This window comes from Actinomadura rudentiformis (assembly GCF_008923185.1).
GTDB classification, from domain to species: domain Bacteria; phylum Actinomycetota; class Actinomycetes; order Streptosporangiales; family Streptosporangiaceae; genus Spirillospora; species Spirillospora rudentiformis.
In genome coordinates this window covers 24,563-46,501 of sequence record NZ_WBMT01000027.1, presented here as the reverse complement: position 1 = coordinate 46,501, position 21,939 = coordinate 24,563, and the positions used below count along the sequence as shown (strand labels likewise).

The window sequence follows — 21,939 nt, the reverse complement described above, 5'->3', positions numbered from 1 at the left end:
TCATGTGGTGACGGTGTCTTCCACCTCCGCGGCGAAGTGGCAGGCACTCGGATGCGCTGATCCGTCCCGTTCGGTCAGGGCGGGCTCCTCCTCGGCGCACACGTCCTGGGCCTTCCAGCAGCGCGTCCGGAAGCGGCAGCCGGACGGCGGGTCGATCGGTGACGGCGGCTCGCCCTCCAGCGTGATCTGGTCTCGCCAGCCCCGCGAGTCCGGGTCCGGCACGGGCACGGCCGACAGCAGAGCCTGGGTGTACGGATGGGTCGGGTGCTCGTAGATCTGCTCCTCGTCGCCGATCTCGACGACCTTGCCGAGGTACATCACGGCCACGCGGTCGGAGATGTGCCGGACGGCGGCGAGGTCGTGGGCGATGAAGACGTATGCCAGGCCGAACTCGTTCTGCAGATCGGAGAGCAGGTTCATGACCTGGGCCTGAACGGAGACGTCAAGGGCCGACACGGGCTCGTCGCACACGATGACGTCGGGCCGCAGCGCCAGGGCACGGGCGATGCCGACGCGCTGGCGCTGGCCCCCGGAGAACTGGTGCGGGTAGCGGTTGACGTGGTCGGGATCGAGACCGACGACTTCGAGGAGTTCCTTGACCCGGCCGCGCCGTTCACCCTTGGGCGCCACCTCGGGGTGGATGTCGAACGGCTCGCCCACGATGTCGCCGACCGTCATGCGCGGGTTGAGCGAGGAGTACGGGTCCTGGAGCACCATCTGGATGCGGCGGCGCAACGCGCGCAGGTCGCGGCGTGACAGCGCGAAGATGTCGCGGCCCTCGAAGCGGACACTGCCCGCTGTCGGCTTCTCCGCCGCCAGCAGGAGCCGGGCCAGGGTGGACTTGCCACAGCCCGACTCCCCCACGACGCCCAGCGTCTCGCCGCGGCGCAGTTCCAGGTCCACGCCGTCCACGGCCTTCACCCGGCCGACCTCGCGCTTGAACAGCACGCCCTGGGTGACCGGGTAGTGCTTCACCAGGCGCTCGACCTCAAGGATCGGCCGCTCCTCAGCCGTCTGAGTCGGCATTGGCGTCGGATCCGGCACCGTACACCTCCTCGGCGAAATGGCAGGCGGCCCGGTGCCCGGCCGTGCCGACCTGGATGAGCGGCGGCCGCTCCTCCGAGCAGATCGCCTCCGCCCGGGGGCAGCGCGGCTGGAACGGGCAGCCGGGCGGCAGGGCGGCCGGATTGGGCGGCGCGCCCTTGATGGGCACGAGCGGCCCGGACCTCCGGTCGAGCCTCGGCACGGAGGCGAGCAGGCCGACCGTGTACGGGTGCGCAGGCCGGGCGTACAGCTCCCGCGCCGGGGCCTGTTCGGCGACCGTGCCCGCGTACATGACGACGATCCGGTCCGCGACGCCCGCCACCACGCCGAGGTCGTGCGTGATGAGCACCAGCCCCATCCGCAGCTCGTCCTGCAGGTCGGCGAGCAGCCGCATGATCTGCGCCTGCACGGTCACGTCGAGCGCGGTGGTCGGCTCGTCGGCGATGAGCACGTCGGGCTCCAGCGCCAGCGCCATGGCGATCATGATGCGCTGGCGCATGCCGCCGGAGAACTGGTGCGGGTAGTCGCCCAGGCGCTGCCGGGCGGACGGGATGCGCACCCGCTCCATCAGCTCGACCGCCTTGGCCTTGGCGTCCTTGCGCCGCATCCCGCGGTGCACCTCGTACATCTCGCAGATCTGGTCGCCGACCGTGAAGACCGGGTTCAGCGCGCTCAGCGCGTCCTGGAAGATCATGGAGATGCGGTCACCGCGATAGGTCCGGCGGCGGCGTTCGGGCAGGCCGAGCAACTCCTCGCCGCGCAGCCGCACGGCGCCCCGGGTGATCTCGGCGGGCGGGGTGTCGAGGATGCCCATCACGGCCTGCGCGGCCACGCTCTTGCCCGACCCCGACTCGCCGAGGATCGCGACCGTCTCCCCCTCCGCGAGCGTGTAGGAGAGCCCGTTGACCGCGTGCACGTTCCGGCCCCGCACTTTGAACCGGACGTGGAGGTCCTCCACTTCCAGCAGCGGCGCCCCGTCCTCCGCCTTGTTCTTTGCCTTGTTCTTCGTCAACTCGTCCTTCGTCGGCTCCATGGTCACCGCAGTTTCGGGTCGAGGGCGTCGCGGACGGCGTCGCCGAGCATCAGGAAGCTCAGCACGGTCGCCGACAGGAACAGCGCCGGGAACACCAGCAGATGCGGATGGTCGACGAAGTAGGACTGCGCCTGGTTGAGCTGCAGGCCCCACGACACCTCCGGGTACTGCAGGCCGACGCCGAGGAAGTCCAGCGTCGCCTCCCCCGCGATCACGTTGCCCACGTTCAGCGTCGCCACCACGATCACCGGGGCGATCGCGTTCGGCAGGATGTGCTTGCGCATGATGCGCAGGTCAGACGCTCCCAGCAGGCGCGCCGCCTGCACGTAGTCGGCGTCCTTCACCGCGATGACCTGGCCCCGCATGATCCGGATCATGGTCGTCCAGCCGAGCAGCACCAGGACGAGCGTCATCGCCCCGATGCCGTGGTCGGGGAAGGCGACCAGGATGACCGTCGCGCCCAGCACGAACGGCAGCCCGAAGAAGATGTCGGTGATCCGCGCGATGAGCCCGTCCCACACGCCGCCGTAGTAGCCCCCGATCATCCCGAAGACCACCGCGATGAGCAGGGCGAACAGGGTGACCGAGACCCCGATCAGCAGCGTCGGCCAGGCGCCGTGCACGACGTGCGCGTAGTAGTCGCAGCCCGCCAGGTCGGTGCCGAACCGGTGGCCGCCGGCAGGCCCCTGCTTGGACAGGTTGGGATCGCAGTTCTCGTTCTCGCCGATGTCGGTGAACAGTCCCGGCGCCAGCGCCAGCACCGTGACCGCCAGGAGGATCGCCGCTGAGATCCAGAAGATCCAGCGACGCCGTAGGTCACGCCAAGCGTCACCCCAGAGCGAAGCCGACTGGCCGGAGACGAGCCCGCCCGCCTCCGCGACCGCCGCCGTCGTCGCCGCCCCAGCCGCCGTCGCCGGTTCGGCCGTCGCGCTCAGCTCGGCCGTCGCTCTCAGTTCGGCCTCCGCGTTCCGTTCGGCCTTCGTCGGTTCAGTCACGGCGGATCCTCGGGTCGAGCACGCCGTACAGCAGGTCGACGGCGAGGTTGACCACCAGGAAGACGAGCACCAGGAGCGTGGAAGCCCCCACCACCACCGGGCCCTCCTTGAGCTGGATCGACTGGAACACCTGCTGGCCGATGCCCGGCAGGTTGAAGATGCCCTCGGTGACCACGGCGCCGCCCATCAGCGTGCCGAAGTCCACGCCGAGATAGGTGATCACCGGGATCAGCGAGTTGCGCAGTGTGTGCCTGCCCACGACGCGCACCTTGGTCAGGCCTTTGGCGTAGGCGGTGCGGACGTAGTCGGCGCGCAGGTTCTCCGCGATGCTCGTCCTGGTCAGCCGCGCCACGTACGACAGGCCCAGCGAGCCGAGCACCATGCCGGGCAAGAGGTAGCTCAAGGGCCAGCCGTCCTCGGTGCCCGCGGTCGGGAAGAGCCCGAGATTCAGCCCGAGGACGATCTGCGCGGTGTAGCCGAGGACGAACACCGGCACCGCGATGACGAGCGTCGTGCCGCCGAGGACGAGGGTGTCGGCGAGGCTGCCGCGCCGCAGCCCCGCCCACACCCCGAGCCCGATCCCGATGACCAGTTCGAACAGCCAGGCCGTCAACGCGAGCTGCGCCGTCACCGTCCAGCGCCCGCTGAGCACGTCGGACACGGCCTGGCCGTCGAACGTCTCCCCCAGGTCGCCCTGGAGGAGTCCGCCGAGGTACTTCACGTACTGCACCAGCAGCGGGTCGTTCAGGTTGTAGTGCTCGCGCAGGGCGTTGACCACCGCCGGGGGCAGCGGCTTCTCCCCCGCCAGCGCCTGGATCGGATCGCCCGGCAGCGCGAACACCATGGCGTAGATCAGGAACGTGGTGCCCAGGAAGACCGGGATCGCCTGGAGCAGCCGCCGTGCGATGAAACGCCACATACCCGCTTACTTCACCGTCACTTCGTGGGCCAGCAGACCGTTGGCGTACGGCGTGATGGTGATGTTGTCGATCTTGTCGGACTTGCCGCCGAAGCTCTTCCAGATCCACAGCGGCACGAGCGGCGCCTCGCGGATCGCGACGTCCTCGGCCTGGTTGTAGAACTTGATCGCCTCGTCGTCGGTGGACGCCCCGTTGCCCTTGGCGATGAGGCCGTCGAACTCCTTGCTCGTCCAGGCCATGCGGTTCTTGGTGGAGTGCCACTGCGGCTCGAGGTAGTTCTGGGCGCTCGGGTAGTCGGCCTCCCAGTTCTGCCGGTAGGGGCCCTTCTCCTTCCTGTCGCTGAGCATCGACAGGTAGTCCGAGACCGGGATCTTGCGGAACTGGATGTCGGTGATGCCGAGGTTCTGCTTGAGCGAGTTGGCGACGATCTGCATCCACTGCTCGTAGCTCGGCTGGGCGTTGGAGAAGTACAGCTCCAGCGTGCCCTTGAACCCGCCGGCCTTGTCGTACAGTTCCTTGGCCTTGGTCGGGTTGTAGGTGCACAGTTCACCGCAGGCGCCCGGCCGGTGGCCCTTGATCATCGGCGGCAGCAGCGAGTCGGCGACGGTGTACTCGCCGTTGTAGACGGCCTTGTTGATGCCGTTGCGGTCGATGGCCATCGAGATGGCCTTGCGAAGGTCGGCGTTGGCGAAGCGCTTGTCGAACAGCGGGAAGCCGAGGTAGTCGAACGTGCCCGTCTCACGCGGCAGCACGTTCTTGCCGAGCAGCCGTTTGGCCTCGGGCACCTTCGCCGCCGGGATCGACTGCATGAGGTCGATGCGCTTGGCCCGCAGGTCGGTGTAGGTGGTGTCCTGGCTCGCGTAGCTGCGCCAGGTGAAACCCTTGTTCTTGGGCTTGCGCGTACCGGTGTAGCCGGGGAACACCTTGAGCTTGATCTGCTTGTTGCGCTCCCAGGCGCCGTCCATCATGTACGGCCCGTTGCCGATCGGCTTGTTGTCGAAGCCCTTGATGTCGTTGTACGCGGCCTTGGGGAGCGGTGCGTAGGCCGGGTGCGTGAGGAGAAGCTTGAACTGGCTGAACGGGGCGTCCAGCGTCACCTCGATCGTGGACTCGTCGACGGCCTTCAGGCCCGACAGCTTGTCGGTCTTGGGCTTGGCCTTCTCGTCCTCGGGGTTGAGGTCGGCGTACCCCTTGATCTGGGAGAAGTAGTCGTTGCCCTCGAAGGCGTTGGGGCCGTAGGCGGCGTAGTTCCAGGCGTCCACGAAGCTCGCGGCGGTGACGGGCTCGTCGTTGTGGAACTTCTGGCCCGGCCGGATCTTGATCGTCCAGACCTTCTGGTCCTTGGACTCGACCGACGAGGCGGCCGCGTTGACGGGGTTCCCGGTCTTGTCGAGGTCGACGAGGTTCTCGAAGAGCTCGCTGGTGACGTCCCACGAGTAACTGCTGGTGGTGTTGCCGGGGATCAGGTGGTCCGGCTCGGGGTGGCCGGCGACGAACGTGCCGTCGCTCGCCTTGTCTCCGCCGCCGCAGCCGGCCGCCGCGGCGCCCACTGACAACGCCAGCGCGACGGCCCCGGCACTTCTGCTCAGGCCTCGTCCGAACATGATCCTCCTTGCACTCTCCTGGTTGCAGGCAGCGTGTACCCAGCGCGCTCGTTTCGGTACAGCACTCGGAGATTTGTCATCTGATCGAGATCATCTTCTAGAACGGATCTTCATTCGCTATGGTCAACGGCCAGGCAAAACGCAAGGACCCTTCGAAAGGCGGCCCGGGGTGACCGAACCGCAGGTAGTGCACGGACGGCGGACGGCGGCCGGCGAGGTCGCGGTCATCTGTTCCGATCTCCTCCGCATCGACACCACCAACGAGGGTGAGGGCCGCGGCCGCGGCGAACGTCCCGCGGCCGAGCACGTCGCGGCGCTGCTCGCCGACGTGGGAATCGAGCCGTCCGTCGTCGAGTCCGCGCCCGGCCGCACCAGCGTGCTCGCCCGCATCCCGGGCACCGACCCGGCCGCGCCCGCGTTCCTCATCCACGGGCATCTGGACGTCGTCCCCGCAGACCCGGCCGAGTGGAGGGTCCACCCGTTCTCCGGCGAGGTCCGTGACGGCTGCGTGTGGGGCCGCGGCGCCGTCGACATGAAGGGCACGCTGGCCATGACCCTCGCGGTCGTCCGCCAGCGCATGCGCGAAGGCCGCCGGACGCGCGGCGACCTCGTCCTGGCCTTCCTCGCCGACGAGGAGTGCACCGGCGACTACGGCTCGCGCCACGTCGTCTCCCATCATCGCGAGATCTTCACCGGCTGCACCGAGGCCGTCAGCGAGTCCGGTGGCTTCAGTGTCACAGTGGCTCCCGGGGCGACCGGCGGCAAGCGCGTGTACCCCATCGCCACCGGCGAGCGCGGCACCACCTGGATGCGGCTCACGGTCCAGGGCAAGGCCGGGCACGGCTCCAAGCCCAACTCCGACAACGCGGTCGCCGAGCTGTGCCACGCCGTCTCCCGGCTCGCCTCCCACGAGTGGCCGGTCCGTCTCACCGCGGGCGTCCGCGCCCTGCTCGACGGTCTCGCGGACGCGCTCGGCACCACCATCGACCACGACCGGCTCGACGATGAGGCACGCCGGCTCGGCCGCGTCGGCACCCTCTTCGAGGGAACGATCCGCAACTCCGCCAACCCGACCCGCCTCGACGCCGGATACAAGGTCAACGTCATCCCGGGCACGGCGACCGCCCAGGTGGACGGCCGCTACCTGCCAGGCACGCGCGACGAGTTCCTGGCCACGATCGACCGGCTCCTCGGGCCGAAGGTGACGCGCGAGTTCATCAACTACGAGGAGGCACCCGCCGCCGACCCGGCCGGCCCGACGTTCGCCGCCCTGGCCGGGTCGCTCAAGGCCGAGGACCCGCAGGCGCACCCCGTCCCGTACGTGATGTCCGGCGGCACCGACGCCAAGTCGTTCCACCGCATCGGCATCAAGAGCTTCGGCTTCGCACCGCTGCTCCTCACGCCCGACCTCGACTACTTCGGCATGTTCCACGGCGTGGACGAACGGGTCCCGGTCGAGGGCCTGCGCTTCGGCACCCGCGTCCTCGACCGTTTCCTCGACACCCGCTGATCACACAGGACCGGCCGTCCGGCGACGGCTCACTCGGCTACGGCCGTGCGTTCGGTCCACTCGAAGACCGGGAGCCTTCCCTCCGCGGTGTCGTGATGGCGCGGCGTCACCTTGAAGTGCTCATAGCCGCCTCGGAACGGGAGCTTCACCTCCACACCGGGGGGAGTGATCCTGACGATCCGCTCCGGCAGGTCCGCCGGGCCGCCTTCCAGGAAAGCCTTCAACGGTGTGTTCATGCCCGGATGGTCACACATGCCGAGGGTTCAGCCAATCTCCGCCAGGGAGGTATCCGTGACACCCGTGAGCCCGAGCCGGTTGAGGAGTTCCTCGAACACGGCGTCGGCGCTGGGAGCGACGGGCGCCTGGAGTACCTCCAGCAGCGCCTCCGGCGGCACCGGACGGGACGCGGCCTCGGCCCACTTCGCGGCTCCCGCAGCGGCCTCCTCAGCGCTGAACACGGGTGATTCGAGGGCAGGGCATGCGGCCGCGTGGCCGGTGCCGAGGACGGACTGCCAGTAGCCGTACGGCCGGCTGAACCCCTCGACGGCCGCGCAGCCGCCCTCGGTGAACGAGGCGAGCAGGGCGGCCGTGTGCGTCTCGGCGGCGACCTCGACGAGCAACGAGACGGAGTCACCGAGCCCCGCGCCGGAATCCAGCGAGCAGACCTGCCAGTTGTCGTCCCGCGTCCGGTTCCCCACCACCGATCTGCGGTAGGGCCTCAGAGCGTAGAGCTCGGGCAGCGGGCGATCGTCCCTGGCAACGAGAAGGTGTCTCCGGTAGCTCATCAAGTCCCCTTTGACGGTGCTCTCTTTTGAACAGCGCCGCAGAGGGGTTTATTTGTCACACTGCACTGTCATTCAGTCGTAACAGCCCGAAGTACATCGATCCGGGCGGCACGCCGACCAGGCAGGATCGCGGACACGATGCCCACCACGCCCGCGGCCACCACCAGGGCGAGCAGGGTGCCGATGGGGAGGGCGAACTCGGTGATGCCTTCCTCGTCCAGCGCGCTGACCAGCGTCCAGCCGAAGAAGACGCCGACGGCCAGGCCCAGCACCGCGCCGAGCACCGAGATGATGACCGCCTCCCACCGGATCATGGCGCGCAGCTGGCCGCGGGTCATGCCCACGGCGCGCAGCAGGCCCAGCTCGCGCACCCGTTCCAGGACCGACAACGCCAGCGTGTTGATGATGCCGATGAACGCGATGACGACGGCGAGCGCCAGCAGCACATAGAAGAGGATCAGAACCTGGTTGATCTGGTTCTCCTGTTCCTGCTTGAACTCGGCCTGGTCACGCACCTGGACGCTCGGGTGCTGCGCGAGCACCCGGTCGATGGCGGCACGCGACTCAGGCGGCGCGACGCCCGCCTTGGCCTTGACGAAACCGAACACGTCCAGTTGGTCCTGGTAGTGCCGCTGGTAGTCGCGCAGGGCGAGCATGTATTCGCCGTTGATCTGGTTGTCCTCGTAGATCGCACGTAGCGGTATCCGGTCGGTGCCGCCCACCGGGAACTGCATGGTGACCGTGTCGCCGACCTTCCAGCCCTTGCTCTCGGCCACGTCCTTTCGCACTGCCAAGCCACCCTGAGCCAGGTCCCCGAGGTCGCCCGAGATGGTGTCGGTGCGAACCGTCCGGCCGTAGGAGACCGGATCGATCCCGGTCAGCCCCTTGCTCTGGCCGTCAATCTTGAACGAGCCGCTCCTCAGGCCGGTGGCCGCCTCGATCTGCGGCTGCGCGGACAGCTGCTTGACGACCTCGGGGCTGAACCCGGTGAAACCGCCGGACGGTCCGGTGAGGATGTAGTCGGCGGCCACCGCCTGATCGAGGATCTTGGCGCTGGACGCCTTGAGCGACTCGGCGAAGATGGTCACCAGGCTCACCAGCGCCAGGCCGATCATCAGTGCCGCCGCCGTCGAGGCGGTCCGGCGCGGGATGCGCATCGCGTTCTCCCGCGCGAGCTTGCCCGGCTGCCCCGCCCAGTGCGCGAAGGGCCAACCCAGGACACGCGACAGCGGCCGGGCCACCAACGGACTGAGCACCGCGACACCGAGGAAGACGACGATCGCGCCCGTGGCAACGGTGACAAGCCGATTGCCCGCCTCGTCGGCAAAGAGCCCCACCATCAACGCGGCGACACCCAGAGCGGTCATCACCACGCCGACGGTGATGCGCACCCAGCCCACCCGGGCCGGAGCGGCCATGCTGGCCTCCTGCACCGCGGCGACCGGCGGCACCCGCGTCGCGCGCAATGCAGGCGCCAGCGAAGCGAGCAGCGTGACGCCGACACCCACGATCAGCCCGACCACAAGGGTCCGTGGCTTGATCTCCAAAGAAGTAGTGGGCAGATCAGCACCAAGCGCCTCGAAGAGTCCCTGCAAACCGATCGCGATGAGAATGCCCGCGCCAAGACCGATCAGCGACGCGACGAACCCCACGATCGCCGCCTCGGCCAGCACCGACCGCATGAGCTGCCGCCGCGACGCCCCCATGCAGCGCAGCAACGCCAGCTCCCGGGTGCGCTGCGCCAGAATGATCGAGAACGTGTTGACGATGATGAACGAGCCGACGAACAGCGCCACGAAGGCGAACGACAGCAGCGCGATGTTGATGACGTTGGTGAACTGCCCGACGGCCTTGGCGTTCTCCTCGGCGTACTGCTCGCCGGTGAGCGCCTCGTACCCTCCACCGATCTGCGCCTGAATCCGATCGCGCAACGTCTCCGGCGAAACACCCTCCGCCGCCACGACATCGATCTCGTCATAGACCCCGCGCCGGTTGAGCACCTCTTGCGCCGTCGCCAGATCGAACGCCGCCAGGGTCGCACCGGCCAGATTGTCGGCCTCCCCGAACCCCACAATCCCGCTGACGGTGAACTCCCGAGCCGGCCCCTGGAAGATGATCCTGACCCGACTACCGACCGCGAACCCTTGCTTCTCCGCAGTCCGCGCGTCCACGGCGACCTGACCGGCCCCCTTAGGCAGGCTGCCACTCCGCACGGTCGTACTCTCACCAAGCTCAGGCGTGGCGTACACCGACACACCCAACGTCGGAGCACCACCCGTGGTGACCGGCTTGCCGTTCTTGCCAACGAACTGCGCATACCCCGTAACGCTGCCCTCAGCAGCCCGCACACCCTCGACCCGCGCGATCTGGTCACGCATCGCAGCCGGCAAAGGCTGGCGCTGCTCAGCGCTCTCCTGCCCGCCGAACGCCTCCTTCCCCCTTACCGCGACGTCGAGCCCCTTGGTCGTCTCCGTAAAAAGCTCGGTGAACGTCTTGTTGATCGTGTCAGTCAGAACATAGGTCCCGGCGACAAAACCAACACCAAGCACGATGGACAGCGCAGTAAGAGCCAGCCGGAGCTTGTGCGCGAGCAGGCCCTTGATCGTCACCCGCCACATGGTCAGTCTCCGAGCCTCTTGAGGAACTCGAGCACCTTCTCAGCGGTGGGCTCCGCCATCTCATCCACGATGTGCCCGTCGCTCAGGAAAACGACCCGGTCCGCATACCCCGCCGCCGTCGGATCATGGGTGACCATCACGATCGTCTGCCCGAAGTCGTCCACCGACCGCCGCATGAATCCCAGCAGCTCACCGCTTGTCCGCGAGTCGAGGTTGCCGGTCGGCTCGTCCGCAAAGACGATCGTCGGCCGGGACAACAGCGCCCGCGCGACCGCCACCCGCTGCTGCTCTCCCCCGGACAACTCCGTAGGCCGATGCCTGAGCCGCTTCGCGAGCCCGAACTCCCCCGTCACCCGCTCGAACCAGGACCGCTCAGCCTGGTCCCCCGCGATCGCCAGCGGCAGCTCAACGTTCTCCGCAGCAGTCAGCGTCGGAATCAGGTTGAACGCCTGGAAGACGAACCCGACCTCCTTGCGCCGCAACATCGTGAGCCGCCGGTCATTAAGCCGGCTCAACTCAGTGTCGCCGATCCACACCTCACCGCTGCTGACCCGGTCGAGCCCCGCCATACAGTGCAGAAGCGTGGACTTCCCCGAACCGCTCGGCCCCATGACGGCGGTGAACTGCCCCGAGGGAAACTCGATGCTCACCTCGTCCAACGCTCGAACGGCCGTCTCGCCATGGCCGTAGACCTTGCTGATCGCCACCGCCCGCGAGGCGATCTCACGCATGGCGACCACGCCCTCGCCCTTGTCCGCACCTTCCGCGCCGCTGGTCTCCCCAGCCATCAGCCTCCGCTCCTAACCCGCCCTCCTGTGACTCTCCGTCGAATCGGTGACCGAGACAAGGCCCCATCGGTTTCCTCTTGAGGCCACACAGATCGAATGAGGGTTCAGGTGATAAGGGCGCCTGCGGAGTGGAAGGCGGTTTTGAGGTCGTGGTCGATCTCGTCGAGCTTGTTGCGGAGCTTGACCATGCCGATGGCGCCGCCGTGGAGGCCGGTCGTTCCCAGGCCTAGGTCGATCACCACGCTGCCCTCCTGGGGGTACATCATGAGGACGTACTTGTAGTGGAGGGCTAGCACGCCGAGCCACAGGGCCTTCTTGCGGCTGCCGCGCTCGACTATCGCCTTGCCGGGGCCTTCCCAGGTGAAGCGGAAACCGTCAGCCTGGAGGACTTGCTCGATCAGGGGGCGGGCCTGGTCGGGCGTGCCGCTCACGTGCAGTCTGATGTTGTCGGCCATGTGCTCAGAAGGTCGTGCGCAGCTTCAGGCCCGCTGCGGTGCGGACGAAGGTGCGGACGGCGACCAGGGCTTGGCCGTCGTAACCCTCGATCCGGACCGTGCGCGGGGTCCCGGCGTCCGGTATTGGGAGCGGTGCGGGGTTGCCGCCTAGGTCGATGGTGGTGCGGGGTCTGCCGTCCACGATGACGTCGGCCCGGTCGATGCCCAGCACGGTGAACGTCACGGTCAGGTCGTCGGACAGTTCGACGTCCAGGCGGCGGGGGACGCCCTTGCCCAGCAGCGTGGCTGCGGCGGTCATCAGGTCCGTGTCGTTGTTCGTGATGTCCTTGCGGGTCGTGATGTGGCGTTCGTCGGGGATCACGCCGTAGTCCTCCAGGGGTGTGCCCGCGTTCGGGCCGACGCGGAGGAGGCGGCGGATCACGAACGACAGGTCGGCACCGGAGGGAAGGGGGCGGAACGGGAAGTCGTCCGCCGCGGGGAGAGAGCCGAGCAGGTTGGCCGTCCGCCAGACGTTGCCGCCGCCCGCGCCGGTGTTGCCGTCGACTCCGAGGATCGGGCCGATGGAGTTGTCCTGGAACCCTGCGGCGAAGATGTCGGCCGCCGAGTAGCAGCGGGCGTCGGTCAGGAGGACGACCGGGCCGAAGTACGACTGGGGGACTTCGGCGAGCAGCTCGGGTGGGGTGAACGGGATGGCCGCCGAGTAGGCGGCGCCCGTTTCCAGGGCCTGCCCCATCGAGGGCAGCCATGCGGCCATGATGTCGTTGGCCCGGCAGATTCGCAGGTTGAGGAGGGTGGCGGCGAACTGAGCCGGCTCGGGCTCGATTGCGGTGGCCGTGAGGGCTTGTAGGCATAGCTCAGATGCGAGGATCGCGCCGCCTGGGTTGCCGCGGATGTCGACGACGAGCCCGTCCTGCGGCAGTTCGCCGAGCAGTCGGATGAACTCCCGGACGAATCCCTCGATCCCGGTGGCGGGCAGGGAGAACGACCGGATGCGCAGGTGGCCGAACACCCGGCCCTGGGCCGTCACGCGGCGGGCCTCGAAGACGGTCGCCAGCTCCGGGGAGACGGTGACGCCCTCGGGTCCGGGGTCGACCGGCTCGCCCGATTCTTCGGCGGCTAGGAACTCCGGCGCGAACAGTTGCGTGCGTGTCCGGGTGATGCGCATGCCTTCGACGTCGTAGGCGAGTGGTGTTTCCATGCCCAGCTGAGCCGGCTCGGGGACGATCGAGCTGACGTCCCAGATCAGGTTGACTGATTGCGGCTTGTTGTCTTGGTCGAGGTAGCGGACGGTCACCCAGTCCTCGTCCGGCGGCGGGCCGAAGCCGAGCGAGCGCACCGTGAACCGCTCCACCGCGCGGGCGTGCCGGGCCTCGGGGTTCGCGCCGGGGAACCGCTCGGCATGGCGCTCGACGGCCCGTTCGATGGGCACGCCGCTCCAGTGCGTGATCTCCACGCCGAACCGGAAGCTCTCGTGCGGGAGCTCCGGCTCGTTCGCGATCCGCCGTCCCACCAGGTAGCGCCGCCGCCCGTCCTCCGTGAACTCCCTGAGCAGGAACGGCAGGCGGGCGACGGCGTCGCTGAAGGGCCGCGGCAGGACATAGCGGGTGTGCAGATCGCGCAGCGAGTTGAAGATGTCGACCAGCTCGGCGTGGAACCGCCACTCCGGTTCTTGGTCTCCTGGGCGGCCCAGCCGTGCCTGCATCAGGCGCAGGCGCTGCACCGGGTTGATCCCGTACCTCGCCGCCTTGAACGGCAGCAGCGCGTAGTTCTGCTCAAGGATCAGCAATGCCTGCCGCACGATCAGCCGCCGGTCGTCCAGCGTCAGCCTGCCGATCTCGTTCGCCTTGAGAAAGTCCGGCAGCGTCTCAGTCATGGCCACCCCGTTCTTTGGCCCCCCGGAACTTCACTCTGAACCAGCGGCCACCCTTTGTCATGAGGCGATCACAACATGGCGGTGGCCAGTTCGCGCCATTGCTGCATCGGTAGCGTTGAGGGGTCGGCGGTGAGGACCTGAAGGCAGACGTGGTCGGCGCCGGCGTTCAGGTGATCCTGAACGCGCTTGCGGATCGTCTCCATGTCTCCGTACGCGACGATCGCGTCCACCAGCCGGTCACTGGCGCCGCCGACGAGGTCGGCGTCCCCGAAGCCGAGGCGCCGCATGCTCGCCTCCTGGTGCGGAGCGGCCTCGACGTAGCCCGTCACGTGGGCCCGCGCCACCTCGCGGGCGCGGCTGAGGTCGGTGTCCAGGACCACGGCCTGCTCGACTCCCAGGAAGGCGTCTGGTCCGATGGTCTGCCTGGCCTGGACGGTGTGCTCCACGGGAACGAAGTACGGGTGCGCGCCCCAGGTGCGTTCGGCGGCCAGTTCGAGCATCTTCGGGCCCAGCGCCGCCAGGACGCGGCGGGGTGCCGGGTCGGGCATGGGGCCGTGCGCGGGCACGGCGTCCATCGAGTCCAGGTAGCCGCGCATCATCGGCACCGGGCGCCCGACCGGCGGCATCGGGTAACCGTCGAAGACGCCGCTGACGGCGTCCACCCGCTGCCCGCCGAGCCCCAGCACATAGCGGCCGGGGAACGCCTCGCCCAGCGCGCGTTCCGCGGCGGCCATCGCGATCGGGTCCCGGTACGCCACGTTCGCGATGCCGGACGCGACCACGATCCGCTGTGTGGCCGACAGCAGCAACCATGCCTGGCTGACCGTGTCCCGGCCCAGACCTTCGCCGAACCAGAGGGCCCCATAGCCCAGTTCTTCGAGCTCGGCGGCGGCCTCGCGCACCCGGGTGGCGGGCTGCCCCTCGAACGCGAAGGTCCAGAGGCCGACCTGGCCGAGGTCGTTGTTCGTCATTGTGCGCTCCTTTTCCGGAGAGGTTCTCCGGTTCGCTCCCGCACTATACGGAGAACCTCTCCGTTTGGCTAGGATGGGCGCATGCAGAGAGCCGACGCTCGCCGGAACCGCGAACGACTGGTCACGGCCGCGCGGGAGACGTTCGCCGAGGAGGGGCCGGACGCGTCGCTGAACGAGATCGCCCGGCGGGCCGGGGTCGGCCCCGGCACGCTCTACCGGCATTTCCCCAACCGCGAGTCGCTGCTGACGGCCGTGCTGCGGGACCGGGTCGTGACGTTGTGCGGACGCGCGGACGAGCTGGTGGAGTCGGCGTCCCCCGACGAGGCGTTCTCCGCGTGGCTGCGCGCCTTCCTCCGCCATGCGCGCACTGACCATGGCCTGACCGGATACCTGATGATCGAGAAGCCGCCGGACCTGGGCTTCGACTGTCACCAGGCGATCCGTGACGCCGCCGCGCAGGTGCTCGAACGGGCCCAGCGGGAAGGTTCCGTACGCGCCGACCTCACCGCGGGCGACCTGCTCCAGCTGATCACCGGGATCGCCCTCGCCACCGCGGCCGACGACGCCCAGGCGGACCGGCTGCTCGCCGTCGTGCTGGACGGGTTCCACAGCGGGTAGAGATCCCATCGTGGATCTCTCCAGCGCCGCACGCGAGCTCTACGGTGTCGCCCCGCCGGAGTTCGTGGCCACGCGCAAGGACCTCGCGCAGCAGGCCAAGGAGGCGGGCGACGCCGGATTGGCCAAGGAGATCGGCGCCCTGCGCCGCCCGACCGTGTCGGCATGGGCGGTCAACCTGCTGTCCCGCCAAGCCGCGGAGGAGCTCGGGCAGTTGCTCGACGTCGGCGCCGACATGAGGGCCGCCTGGGCCTCCGGCGGTCATATCGGCGAGCTGGAGCAGCGGCGCAGCGAGCTGATCGCGCAGCTCGTCCGGACGGCCGGGCGGCTCGCGAGCGAGGCCGGGCATCCGCTGCGCGACCCGGCGGTGCGGGAGGTCGAGGACACCCTGCAGGCGGCCACGGTGGACGAGGACGTGGCGGAGGAGGTCCAGGAGGGACGGCTCGCCCAGCCACGCAGCCACAGCGGGTTCGGCACCGCCGGTTTCGGCTTCCCGGCGGTGCCCTCCCCGAAGCGCACCGATCGCACCGCTGACACCGAGCGCGCCAAGAGCGCAAAGACAGCAAAGGCGGCGAAGTCGCCCAAACCGGAGCCGGAGCAGGCCCGGGAAGCCGACGAGCTCGCCCGGAGGCGTGCTGAAAAGGCCCGGCGGCTGGCACGGGAGGCCGAGAAGGCCCTGTCGCAGCGCAAGGACGAGCTGAACCGGGCCAAACGCGAGTTGAACGAGATCACCGATGCGGTGACGGGGCTCCGGCGGGAGCTGGAGGCGGCGGTCTCCCGCCAGGAGGCGGCCCAGCGCAAGCTCGACAAGGCCGAGCGAGCCCATGAACGGGCGGCGGGCGCGGCCGAGGAGGCCCGCCGCGAGGCGGCGGCAGCCCAGATTTAGGACCCCCGTTACAAATCGGAACAAAATATGCAGTAGGTTCTGCCCGAACGACATTCTAATTACGTGCTGACAGTGACGTTTCTGATGCAGACGTTCTGATACTGAGGGGGCCACGGTGGCGGAACCGCTCATGGAGCAACCGGCGGACTGGACCGAACCAGGCGCCCATCCCGTCGCCCCCGGTGTGCACCGCGTCCCGCTCGCCCTGCCCATCCCGTCGCTGCACGCCGTGAACGTGTACGTGATCGAGGACCCGGACGGCCTCGTCGTCGTGGACTCGGGCTGGGCCATGCCCGACAGCCGTACCGCCCTCAAGGGCGCCCTGCGCCTGCTCGGCCACCGGCTGGAGGACGTCGCACAGTTCCTGGTCACCCACGCGCACTGGGATCACTACTCCCAGGCGCTGGCACTGCGGGAGTCGTTCGGCACGCGGGTGCGGATCGGCCGGGGCGAGCAGCCCTCCCTCGAGGCGTTCGACGTCGCCAACGGACTCCACCCGCGCCAGGTCGAGCTGCTGCGCCGCTGCGGCGCGCCCGGCGTGGCGGACCGGGTCGCCGCGTTCGGCGTCAACGCGGAGGAACGCACGATGCCGCACACTATGCCGGACGCCTGGCTCGACGACGGCGAACGCGTCACGCTGGCCCGGCGCGGCCTGGACGTCTTCGCGACGCCCGGGCACACGCGCGGCCACATCGTCCTCCGCGACGCCGGCGCCGGGCTGCTGTTCGCCGGAGACCACGTGCTCCCGCACATCACGCCGTCGATCGGGCTGGAGACCGAGCCCGAACCGAAGCCGCTGCGCAGCTACCTGGAGTCGTTGCGGATCGTCCGCGACATGCCCGACACCCTGTTGCTGCCCGCGCACGGCCCGGTCACCCCCAGCGTGCACATCCGGGTCGACGAGCTGATCAGGCACCACGAGGCCCGGCTGGACGCCGCCGCCGGGCAGGTGCGCTCCGGCCGCTCCACCGCGTTCGAGGTGGCACGTTCCATGCCCTGGACGCGGCGGCAGAAGAAGCTCGACGATCTCGATGTCTTCAGCCAGATGCTGGCCGTGCTCGAAATCGACGCCCACCTCGACGTTCTCGTCGACCAGGGCCTGCTGGAGGCGACCGAGACCGGCGGGGTGCGCCGCTACGCGCTCAAGGGCTGAACCCCCCGTCCCCGGCGAGCCCCGTCCAGCCCGGATCGCGCCCCAGGAAGCCGACGAGCCGGTCGCTCGGCGAGGCGCCCGGCGGCACGGCGACCGGCGGTGCGAACAGCCCGTGCCGGACGTCGTCACCGACGACCATCGGGGCGACCCGCAACAGGTCCCGGGCGAGCTCCGGCGGGATCGGGCGGTCCTTGCCGCACGCGCGGGAGACGTCCCAGCCGTGCACCGCGATCTCCATCGCTCCGGTGCCCGCCATCGCGCCCGCCCGCATCGAGCAGCCCGCGACGGTGACCAGGTGGCCCGGGCCGCCGTCGCCGGTCCACGCGGCGAGCAGCCGGCGGGCACGTTCCTGGAACGCGGCGACCAGATCGGTACCGGGCTGGTCCGGCTCCTCTTCGGGGTACAACGTCACGGTGCCGCGGTCGATGCCCTCGCACAGCGCGTCGAGCGAATCGTTGACGTGCAGGAACAACATGCGCAGGTTCCAGCCGCGGCAGGGTGTCGGGCGGTCGAGTGCCGCGGTCGTCACGTCCTCCACGGCCTCCAAGGCGAAGCCGATCGCACCTTCCAGCAAACCTGCGCTGTAGCTCTGCAGCGCCGCTGCCTCAGCCGCGTTCATCGGCCGCGCCGCACGGTCGTCTTCATCGGGGGCCTCCCTTCATCTATAGAGACCCGCGACCGACCGGAAACTCATCGGAGACAGGCCTTCAGGGCCGGGCGCCCTCACTGAACGACCATGGGAGAGCCTCCCCCGGTGTCGTGGCTTTGGCAGGAATTGCGGGTGTTATCGGAGTTCAGCCAGGGGACGACCATGGTCATCTCCCCCGCCTCATGCACTCGGAGGTCCGAATGCCGACTCCCAAGCGCTCCTTCCTGATCTCCGCCGGCCTCGCCGCTCTGGTCGTCGGGTTGTCCGGCTCCCAGTTCGCCGCCGGCGCCGCCACCACTAGCGACGCCCCCGTACAAGCACCGCCGTCCTCCACCGTCCGGAACGTCGTCCTCGCCGTGCACGGCGGAGCGGGCTCGATTCCGCGCGGCAGCATCACCCCCGAGCAGGAGAAGGCCTACCGCGACGGCCTCACCAAGGCCCTGCAGACCGGCTACGCCCTGGTCAAGGACGGCAAGCCGGTCCTCGACGCCGTCGAGAAGGCGGTCAACGTCCTGGAGGACGACCCGAACTTCAACGCCGGCAAGGGCGCTGTGTTCAACACCGACGCCGAGCACGAGCTCGACGCGTCCATCATGAACGGCAAGGACCTCAAGTCGGGCGCGGTGGCCGGGGTGCACCACACCAAGAATCCGATCACCCTCGCCCGGATGGTGATGGAGAAGTCGCCCCATGTCTTCATGGCAGGCAAGGGCGCCGACGACTTCGCCCTCCGCAACGGCGTCCCGTACACCACGCAGGACTACTTCTGGACGCAGCGCCGCTGGGACTCGCTCATGGCGGCCAAGAACCCCGCCCGGACCCAGAGCAAGGACCGCGAGGTCGGCGGTACGGTCGGCGCGATCGCCGTGGACGGCTCCCGCAACGTCGCCGCCGCGACCTCGACCGGCGGCCTGACCAACAAGCAGGTCGGCCGGGTGGGCGACTCCCCCGTCATCGGCGCCGGCACGTACGCCAACAACCGCACGGTCGCGATCTCCTGCACCGGCACCGGCGAGGTCTTCATCCGGGGTGTCGCCGCGTACGACATCTCCGCGCTCATGGAGTACGCCCGCATGCCGGTGCAGAAGGCCGCCGCCACGGTCATCACCCAGAAGATCCCCGCGCTCGGCGCGACCGGCGGCGCCATCGCCCTCGACCCTCGGGGCAACCTCGCCGCGCCGCACAGCACCAAGGGGATCATCAACGGCTACGTCACCCGGGACGGGAAGATCGTGACCCGTCTGTACGATGACGAGACCCCGGCAAGCTGACGACCCCGCACGAGGACGACCCCACCCGTACGAGAGGGACGGCGATGACGAACGCGACGGAGTTCACCGAGGTCACGTCCGAAGCGGAACTGCGTGAGCTGCTCGGAGAGGTGATGCCCCGGGCGGCCAACAAGGAGCGAACGCGGCTGCACGACCGCGACCGGGAATGGCTCGCCGCGTCGCCGTTCTGCCTGATCGCCACCTCCGACCGCGAGGGGCGTTGCGATGTCTCGCCCAAGGGCGACCCTGCGGGCTTCACGCACGTCATCGACGACACGACCATCGCGATCCCCGACCGCCCGGGCAACCGGCGTGCGGACGGATTCCGCAACATCCTGGTCAACCCGCATGCCGGGCTGATCTTCCTCATTCCCGGCCGGCGCGAGACGCTGCGCGTCAACGGCCGGGCCCGCCTGGTCCGGGAGGCGCCCTTCTTCGACGAGATGATCGTCAAGGGGCACCGGCCGCAGCTGGCCCTGGTCGTGGAGATCGAGGAGATCTTCTTCCACTGCGCCAAGGCGTTCATGCGGTCGGGGCTCTGGAAGCCGGAGACCTGGGTCTCCGACGGCCTGCCCTCCCACGCCCGCCTGGTCAAGGAAGTCCAGAAGACGACGGAGAGCCTCGATGAACTCGAGGCCTACTACTCCGAGGGCAGCTACAACAAGAAGCTGTACGCGGGCTGAAACAGCGCCCGGCGCGGGCGCGGCATCTCCCCACCGACAGTGCGGCCCCTGTCAGCGACAGGGGCCGCGGTGTCACACAAATCACACCGGCGGCCGGACATCGGCCGCCCCATCTCCGCTCTCTGGAGTCGTTCAGCCGCTCTTGCGACGGAATTGGCGCTGATGGTCGGCGCGGCCGTGAACGCCCCGCACCTTCGATCCGCTCTTGCCCCCGCCGTTGGCGTGCTGGTCCGCCGCGCCGCGCTTGCGCTCCAGGGCCTCCCGGAACTTGCGCTTCACGTCATCCTCGGTGCCCTCGGTGCCCTCGGTGTTCTCGCGATCCTCTGCCGAGTCGGCCATTGCGGACCTCCAGCTCTCATGCCAAGAAGAAAATCTTTGTCAGCACTCTCTACCCTCGCATGTTCGGGGCCTCACCGCCCAACCGGGACCTGCCCGGCTTCCTGTCGGACGCGCTCCCAGGCCGTCCGTACATGCCGGTCCACGGTGGCGGGCCCGCCGACCGCCAGCCGCAGCAGGACCCGCCCGCGAGCCTTGGTATGGGTCAGGTAAAGGTCCCCGGAGGCGTTGAGCCGTTCCATGAGCGACAGCGTCGCGGCGTCGGCCTCCTCGTCCGGCAGCCCCTCCCAGCGAGGCCGGAAGCACACCAGGCCGAACGTCGGGTCCTCGAACAGCTCGAAGTCCGGGTCGTCGCGGATCCAGCCGGCCAGATCACGCGCGAGCCCGACACCGGTACGGATGTGCTCGCGCAGCCCCTCCGCCCCGTACCACCGGATGACCGACCACAACTTCAGCGCCCGGAACCGGCGGCCCAGCGAGATCTGCCAGTCCCGGTAGTCGATCACTTCGCCCGAGGTCGTGGCGGTGTTGCGCAGGTACTCCGGCAGGATCGACAGGGCACCGATCAACGGCTGCCGGTCGGCCACCCAGAGGGCCGTGCAGTCGAAGTTGGTGAGCAGCCACTTGTGGGGATTGGTCGCGTACGAGTCGGCGTACTCCTCCATGCCCGCGTTGATCCACCTGAACTCAGGGCAGACCGCCGCCGCACCCGCGTACGCGGCGTCCACATGCAGCCAGACACCATGGTCCCGGCACACCGCGCCGATCTCGGGTACGGGATCGATCGCCGTCGTGGACGTCGTGCCGACCGTCGCGCACACCAGCACCGGCACAGCGCCCGCCGCCGTGTCCTCGGTGAGCAGCGCGTCCAGGTGCGCCGGGTCCATCGCCAGGGTCACCGGGTCGACGTCCACCACCCGCACGTTCGCAGCCCCGATCCCGGTGATCCGGGCCGCCTTCTCCAGCGACGAATGCGTCTGTGAGCTGACGTAGAGCGTGTAGCGCCGGGCGATCCCCGCCCGTGCCGCCGCACCGCCGCCCGCGCGTTCCAGCGCGGCCAGGATCGCCACGAGGCAGGCGCTGGACGCCGAGTCCTGGATCACTCCGCCGCCCACGGCTCCGCCACCGTCCCGCCCGCCACCGTCCCGGCCGCCACCGTCCCGGCCGCCACCGTCGCTCCGGAACCGGGCGGGCAGGTCCAGGAGCTCCGCCAGCCAGTCCAGTACGCGGGTCTCCAGTTCGGTGCACGCCGGGCTGGTCGCCCACAACATTCCCTGGATCCCGATCCCGGCCGAGAGGAGATCACCCAGGATCGCCGGGCCGCTCACGTTCGACGGGAAGTAGGCGAAGAAGCCCGGATGCTGCCAGTGCGTGATCCCCGGCATGATCACCCGGTCGAGATCGGCCAGCAGGGCGTCGAAGCCCTCACCCCGTTCGGGCGGATGATCGGGCAGGCCCGCGGCCACCTCGCCCGGCCGCACCTGGGACAGGACCGGATATGACTCGATCTTCTCGTGGTAGTCGGCGATCCAGTCGATGACCTGCTTGCCGTACCTGCGGAATTCGTCCGGCGTCATATGTCCGCTCATCCCGCCATCCTCGCCGACTCGTTCGGGACCGCACCAGAAGGCCGCCCGTTTAGGCGGCGCCGGTTGGGAACGATCCCCTCACATGGGGGAACAGCGAGGCGACAGACCTCGGTGGCCGTCGGGGGACCACCGGATGCCGCGTGGTGTGCCGGTCCCGAAAC

General features: G+C 69.2%; 21 protein-coding genes. 6 read left to right on the top strand and 15 right to left on the bottom strand.

Annotation, left to right across the window (positions count from 1 at the left end; all coding sequences use genetic code 11):
* From F8566_RS42770 to F8566_RS42750, 5 genes are read right to left on the bottom strand one after another with little or no spacing between them, the layout of a single operon-like run.
* Entirely contained in the window at nucleotides 1-1,026 is a 1,026-nt protein-coding gene (locus tag F8566_RS42770) for an ABC transporter ATP-binding protein (RefSeq protein ID WP_151568925.1), read from the bottom strand.
* Nucleotides 1,007-2,077: an ABC transporter ATP-binding protein gene (locus F8566_RS42765; RefSeq protein WP_151568923.1), complete on the bottom strand. Its 1,071-nt coding sequence runs from the start codon at nucleotides 2,075-2,077 to the stop codon at nucleotides 1,007-1,009. Before F8566_RS42765 ends, F8566_RS42770 begins: the two co-directional genes overlap by 20 nt.
* Before the next feature lie 2 nt (nucleotides 2,078-2,079).
* Nucleotides 2,080-3,072: an ABC transporter permease gene (locus F8566_RS42760; protein ID WP_225994035.1), complete on the bottom strand. Its 993-nt coding sequence runs from the start codon at nucleotides 3,070-3,072 to the stop codon at nucleotides 2,080-2,082.
* Nucleotides 3,065-3,991 carry an ABC transporter permease gene (locus F8566_RS42755; protein ID WP_151568921.1) on the bottom strand — a complete coding sequence of 309 codons (927 nt, stop codon included), beginning with the start codon at nucleotides 3,989-3,991 and terminating at the stop codon, nucleotides 3,065-3,067. Before F8566_RS42755 ends, F8566_RS42760 begins: the two co-directional genes overlap by 8 nt.
* Before the next feature lie 6 nt (nucleotides 3,992-3,997).
* On the bottom strand, nucleotides 3,998-5,596 hold the full coding sequence (locus F8566_RS42750; protein ID WP_151568919.1) for a peptide ABC transporter substrate-binding protein: 1,599 nt from the start codon (nucleotides 5,594-5,596) through the stop codon (nucleotides 3,998-4,000).
* A 169-nt stretch (nucleotides 5,597-5,765) separates the two neighbouring features.
* Between F8566_RS42750 and F8566_RS42745 the strand changes: the two genes are divergently transcribed.
* Nucleotides 5,766-7,106, top strand: a complete 1,341-nt coding sequence (locus tag F8566_RS42745; RefSeq protein WP_225994034.1) for a M20/M25/M40 family metallo-hydrolase — start codon at nucleotides 5,766-5,768, stop codon at nucleotides 7,104-7,106.
* A 29-nt stretch (nucleotides 7,107-7,135) separates the two neighbouring features.
* Here F8566_RS42745 and F8566_RS42740 read toward each other — a convergent pair whose 3' ends face one another.
* The 7 genes from F8566_RS42740 to F8566_RS42710 form a co-directional block, all read right to left on the bottom strand.
* A complete protein-coding gene (locus tag F8566_RS42740) occupies nucleotides 7,136-7,342 on the bottom strand; it encodes a DUF5988 family protein (protein ID WP_151568915.1) in 207 nt (68 codons plus the stop codon).
* A gap of 27 nt (nucleotides 7,343-7,369) precedes the next feature.
* The gene (locus F8566_RS42735) at nucleotides 7,370-7,891 is read right to left on the bottom strand and encodes a hypothetical protein (protein WP_151568913.1); all 522 of its coding nucleotides are present in this window, start codon (nucleotides 7,889-7,891) and stop codon (nucleotides 7,370-7,372) included.
* A gap of 68 nt (nucleotides 7,892-7,959) precedes the next feature.
* Complete coding sequence (locus F8566_RS42730; RefSeq protein WP_192810150.1) at nucleotides 7,960-10,500, bottom strand: ABC transporter permease; 2,541 nt, start codon at nucleotides 10,498-10,500, stop codon at nucleotides 7,960-7,962.
* 11 nt (nucleotides 10,501-10,511) lie between these two features.
* Entirely contained in the window at nucleotides 10,512-11,240 is a 729-nt protein-coding gene (locus F8566_RS42725) for an ABC transporter ATP-binding protein (protein WP_225994049.1), read from the bottom strand.
* Between the two features lie 161 nt (nucleotides 11,241-11,401).
* Nucleotides 11,402-11,752: a hypothetical protein gene (locus tag F8566_RS42720; RefSeq protein WP_151568907.1), complete on the bottom strand. Its 351-nt coding sequence runs from the start codon at nucleotides 11,750-11,752 to the stop codon at nucleotides 11,402-11,404.
* A 4-nt stretch (nucleotides 11,753-11,756) separates the two neighbouring features.
* A complete protein-coding gene (locus F8566_RS42715) occupies nucleotides 11,757-13,625 on the bottom strand; it encodes a S41 family peptidase (protein ID WP_151568906.1) in 1,869 nt (622 codons plus the stop codon).
* A 68-nt stretch (nucleotides 13,626-13,693) separates the two neighbouring features.
* Nucleotides 13,694-14,596, bottom strand: coding sequence for a TIGR03620 family F420-dependent LLM class oxidoreductase (locus tag F8566_RS42710; protein WP_151568904.1), 903 nt, complete (start codon nucleotides 14,594-14,596; stop codon nucleotides 13,694-13,696).
* Nucleotides 14,597-14,677: 81 nt separating this feature from the next.
* Between F8566_RS42710 and F8566_RS42705 the strand changes: the two genes are divergently transcribed.
* The 3 genes from F8566_RS42705 to F8566_RS42695 all read left to right on the top strand — a co-directional run bounded on the left by F8566_RS42705 (nucleotide 14,678) and on the right by F8566_RS42695 (nucleotide 17,250).
* The gene (locus tag F8566_RS42705) at nucleotides 14,678-15,214 is read left to right on the top strand and encodes a TetR/AcrR family transcriptional regulator (protein ID WP_151568902.1); all 537 of its coding nucleotides are present in this window, start codon (nucleotides 14,678-14,680) and stop codon (nucleotides 15,212-15,214) included.
* A gap of 10 nt (nucleotides 15,215-15,224) precedes the next feature.
* A complete protein-coding gene (locus F8566_RS42700) occupies nucleotides 15,225-16,097 on the top strand; it encodes a hypothetical protein (protein ID WP_151568900.1) in 873 nt (290 codons plus the stop codon).
* A 115-nt stretch (nucleotides 16,098-16,212) separates the two neighbouring features.
* A complete protein-coding gene (locus tag F8566_RS42695; RefSeq protein WP_225994033.1) occupies nucleotides 16,213-17,250 on the top strand; it encodes an MBL fold metallo-hydrolase in 1,038 nt (345 codons plus the stop codon).
* On the opposite strand, the gene F8566_RS42690 is transcribed toward F8566_RS42695, so the two are convergent.
* The gene (locus tag F8566_RS42690) at nucleotides 17,240-17,869 is read right to left on the bottom strand and encodes a TIGR03086 family metal-binding protein (RefSeq protein WP_151568898.1); all 630 of its coding nucleotides are present in this window, start codon (nucleotides 17,867-17,869) and stop codon (nucleotides 17,240-17,242) included. The two genes, F8566_RS42695 and F8566_RS42690, sit on opposite strands and share 11 nt — an antisense overlap.
* 230 nt (nucleotides 17,870-18,099) lie before the next feature.
* Between F8566_RS42690 and F8566_RS42685 the strand changes: the two genes are divergently transcribed.
* Both F8566_RS42685 and F8566_RS42680 read left to right on the top strand, forming a co-directional pair.
* Complete coding sequence (locus tag F8566_RS42685; RefSeq protein ID WP_151568896.1) at nucleotides 18,100-19,170, top strand: isoaspartyl peptidase/L-asparaginase family protein; 1,071 nt, start codon at nucleotides 18,100-18,102, stop codon at nucleotides 19,168-19,170.
* A gap of 44 nt (nucleotides 19,171-19,214) precedes the next feature.
* Nucleotides 19,215-19,853, top strand: a complete 639-nt coding sequence (locus F8566_RS42680; RefSeq protein ID WP_151568894.1) for a pyridoxamine 5'-phosphate oxidase family protein — start codon at nucleotides 19,215-19,217, stop codon at nucleotides 19,851-19,853.
* A gap of 132 nt (nucleotides 19,854-19,985) precedes the next feature.
* On the opposite strand, the gene F8566_RS42675 is transcribed toward F8566_RS42680, so the two are convergent.
* The gene (locus F8566_RS42675; RefSeq protein ID WP_151568892.1) at nucleotides 19,986-20,192 is read right to left on the bottom strand and encodes a DUF5302 domain-containing protein; all 207 of its coding nucleotides are present in this window, start codon (nucleotides 20,190-20,192) and stop codon (nucleotides 19,986-19,988) included.
* 71 nt (nucleotides 20,193-20,263) lie between these two features.
* Nucleotides 20,264-21,778 carry an aminotransferase class I/II-fold pyridoxal phosphate-dependent enzyme gene (locus F8566_RS42670; protein ID WP_225994032.1) on the bottom strand — a complete coding sequence of 505 codons (1,515 nt, stop codon included), beginning with the start codon at nucleotides 21,776-21,778 and terminating at the stop codon, nucleotides 20,264-20,266.
* Between the last annotated feature and the right edge of the window lie 161 nt (nucleotides 21,779-21,939).

Coding starts and splice junctions, on each gene's coding strand:
- F8566_RS42770 (WP_151568925.1), bottom strand. CDS start 1,026: ATGCCGACTCAGACGGCTGAGGAGCGGCCGATCCTTGAGGTCGAGCGC.
- F8566_RS42765 (WP_151568923.1), bottom strand. CDS start 2,077: ATGGAGCCGACGAAGGACGAGTTGACGAAGAACAAGGCAAAGAACAAG.
- F8566_RS42755 (WP_151568921.1), bottom strand. CDS start 3,991: ATGTGGCGTTTCATCGCACGGCGGCTGCTCCAGGCGATCCCGGTCTTC.
- F8566_RS42750 (WP_151568919.1), bottom strand. CDS start 5,596: ATGTTCGGACGAGGCCTGAGCAGAAGTGCCGGGGCCGTCGCGCTGGCG.
- F8566_RS42740 (WP_151568915.1), bottom strand. CDS start 7,342: ATGAACACACCGTTGAAGGCTTTCCTGGAAGGCGGCCCGGCGGACCTG.
- F8566_RS42735 (WP_151568913.1), bottom strand. CDS start 7,891: ATGAGCTACCGGAGACACCTTCTCGTTGCCAGGGACGATCGCCCGCTG.
- F8566_RS42725 (WP_225994049.1), bottom strand. CDS start 11,240: ATGCGTGAGATCGCCTCGCGGGCGGTGGCGATCAGCAAGGTCTACGGC.
- F8566_RS42720 (WP_151568907.1), bottom strand. CDS start 11,752: ATGGCCGACAACATCAGACTGCACGTGAGCGGCACGCCCGACCAGGCC.
- F8566_RS42715 (WP_151568906.1), bottom strand. CDS start 13,625: ATGACTGAGACGCTGCCGGACTTTCTCAAGGCGAACGAGATCGGCAGG.
- F8566_RS42710 (WP_151568904.1), bottom strand. CDS start 14,596: ATGACGAACAACGACCTCGGCCAGGTCGGCCTCTGGACCTTCGCGTTC.
- F8566_RS42705 (WP_151568902.1), top strand. CDS start 14,678: ATGCAGAGAGCCGACGCTCGCCGGAACCGCGAACGACTGGTCACGGCC.
- F8566_RS42690 (WP_151568898.1), bottom strand. CDS start 17,869: ATGAACGCGGCTGAGGCAGCGGCGCTGCAGAGCTACAGCGCAGGTTTG.
- F8566_RS42685 (WP_151568896.1), top strand. CDS start 18,100: ATGCCGACTCCCAAGCGCTCCTTCCTGATCTCCGCCGGCCTCGCCGCT.
- F8566_RS42680 (WP_151568894.1), top strand. CDS start 19,215: ATGACGAACGCGACGGAGTTCACCGAGGTCACGTCCGAAGCGGAACTG.
- F8566_RS42675 (WP_151568892.1), bottom strand. CDS start 20,192: ATGGCCGACTCGGCAGAGGATCGCGAGAACACCGAGGGCACCGAGGGC.
- F8566_RS42670 (WP_225994032.1), bottom strand. CDS start 21,778: ATGAGCGGACATATGACGCCGGACGAATTCCGCAGGTACGGCAAGCAG.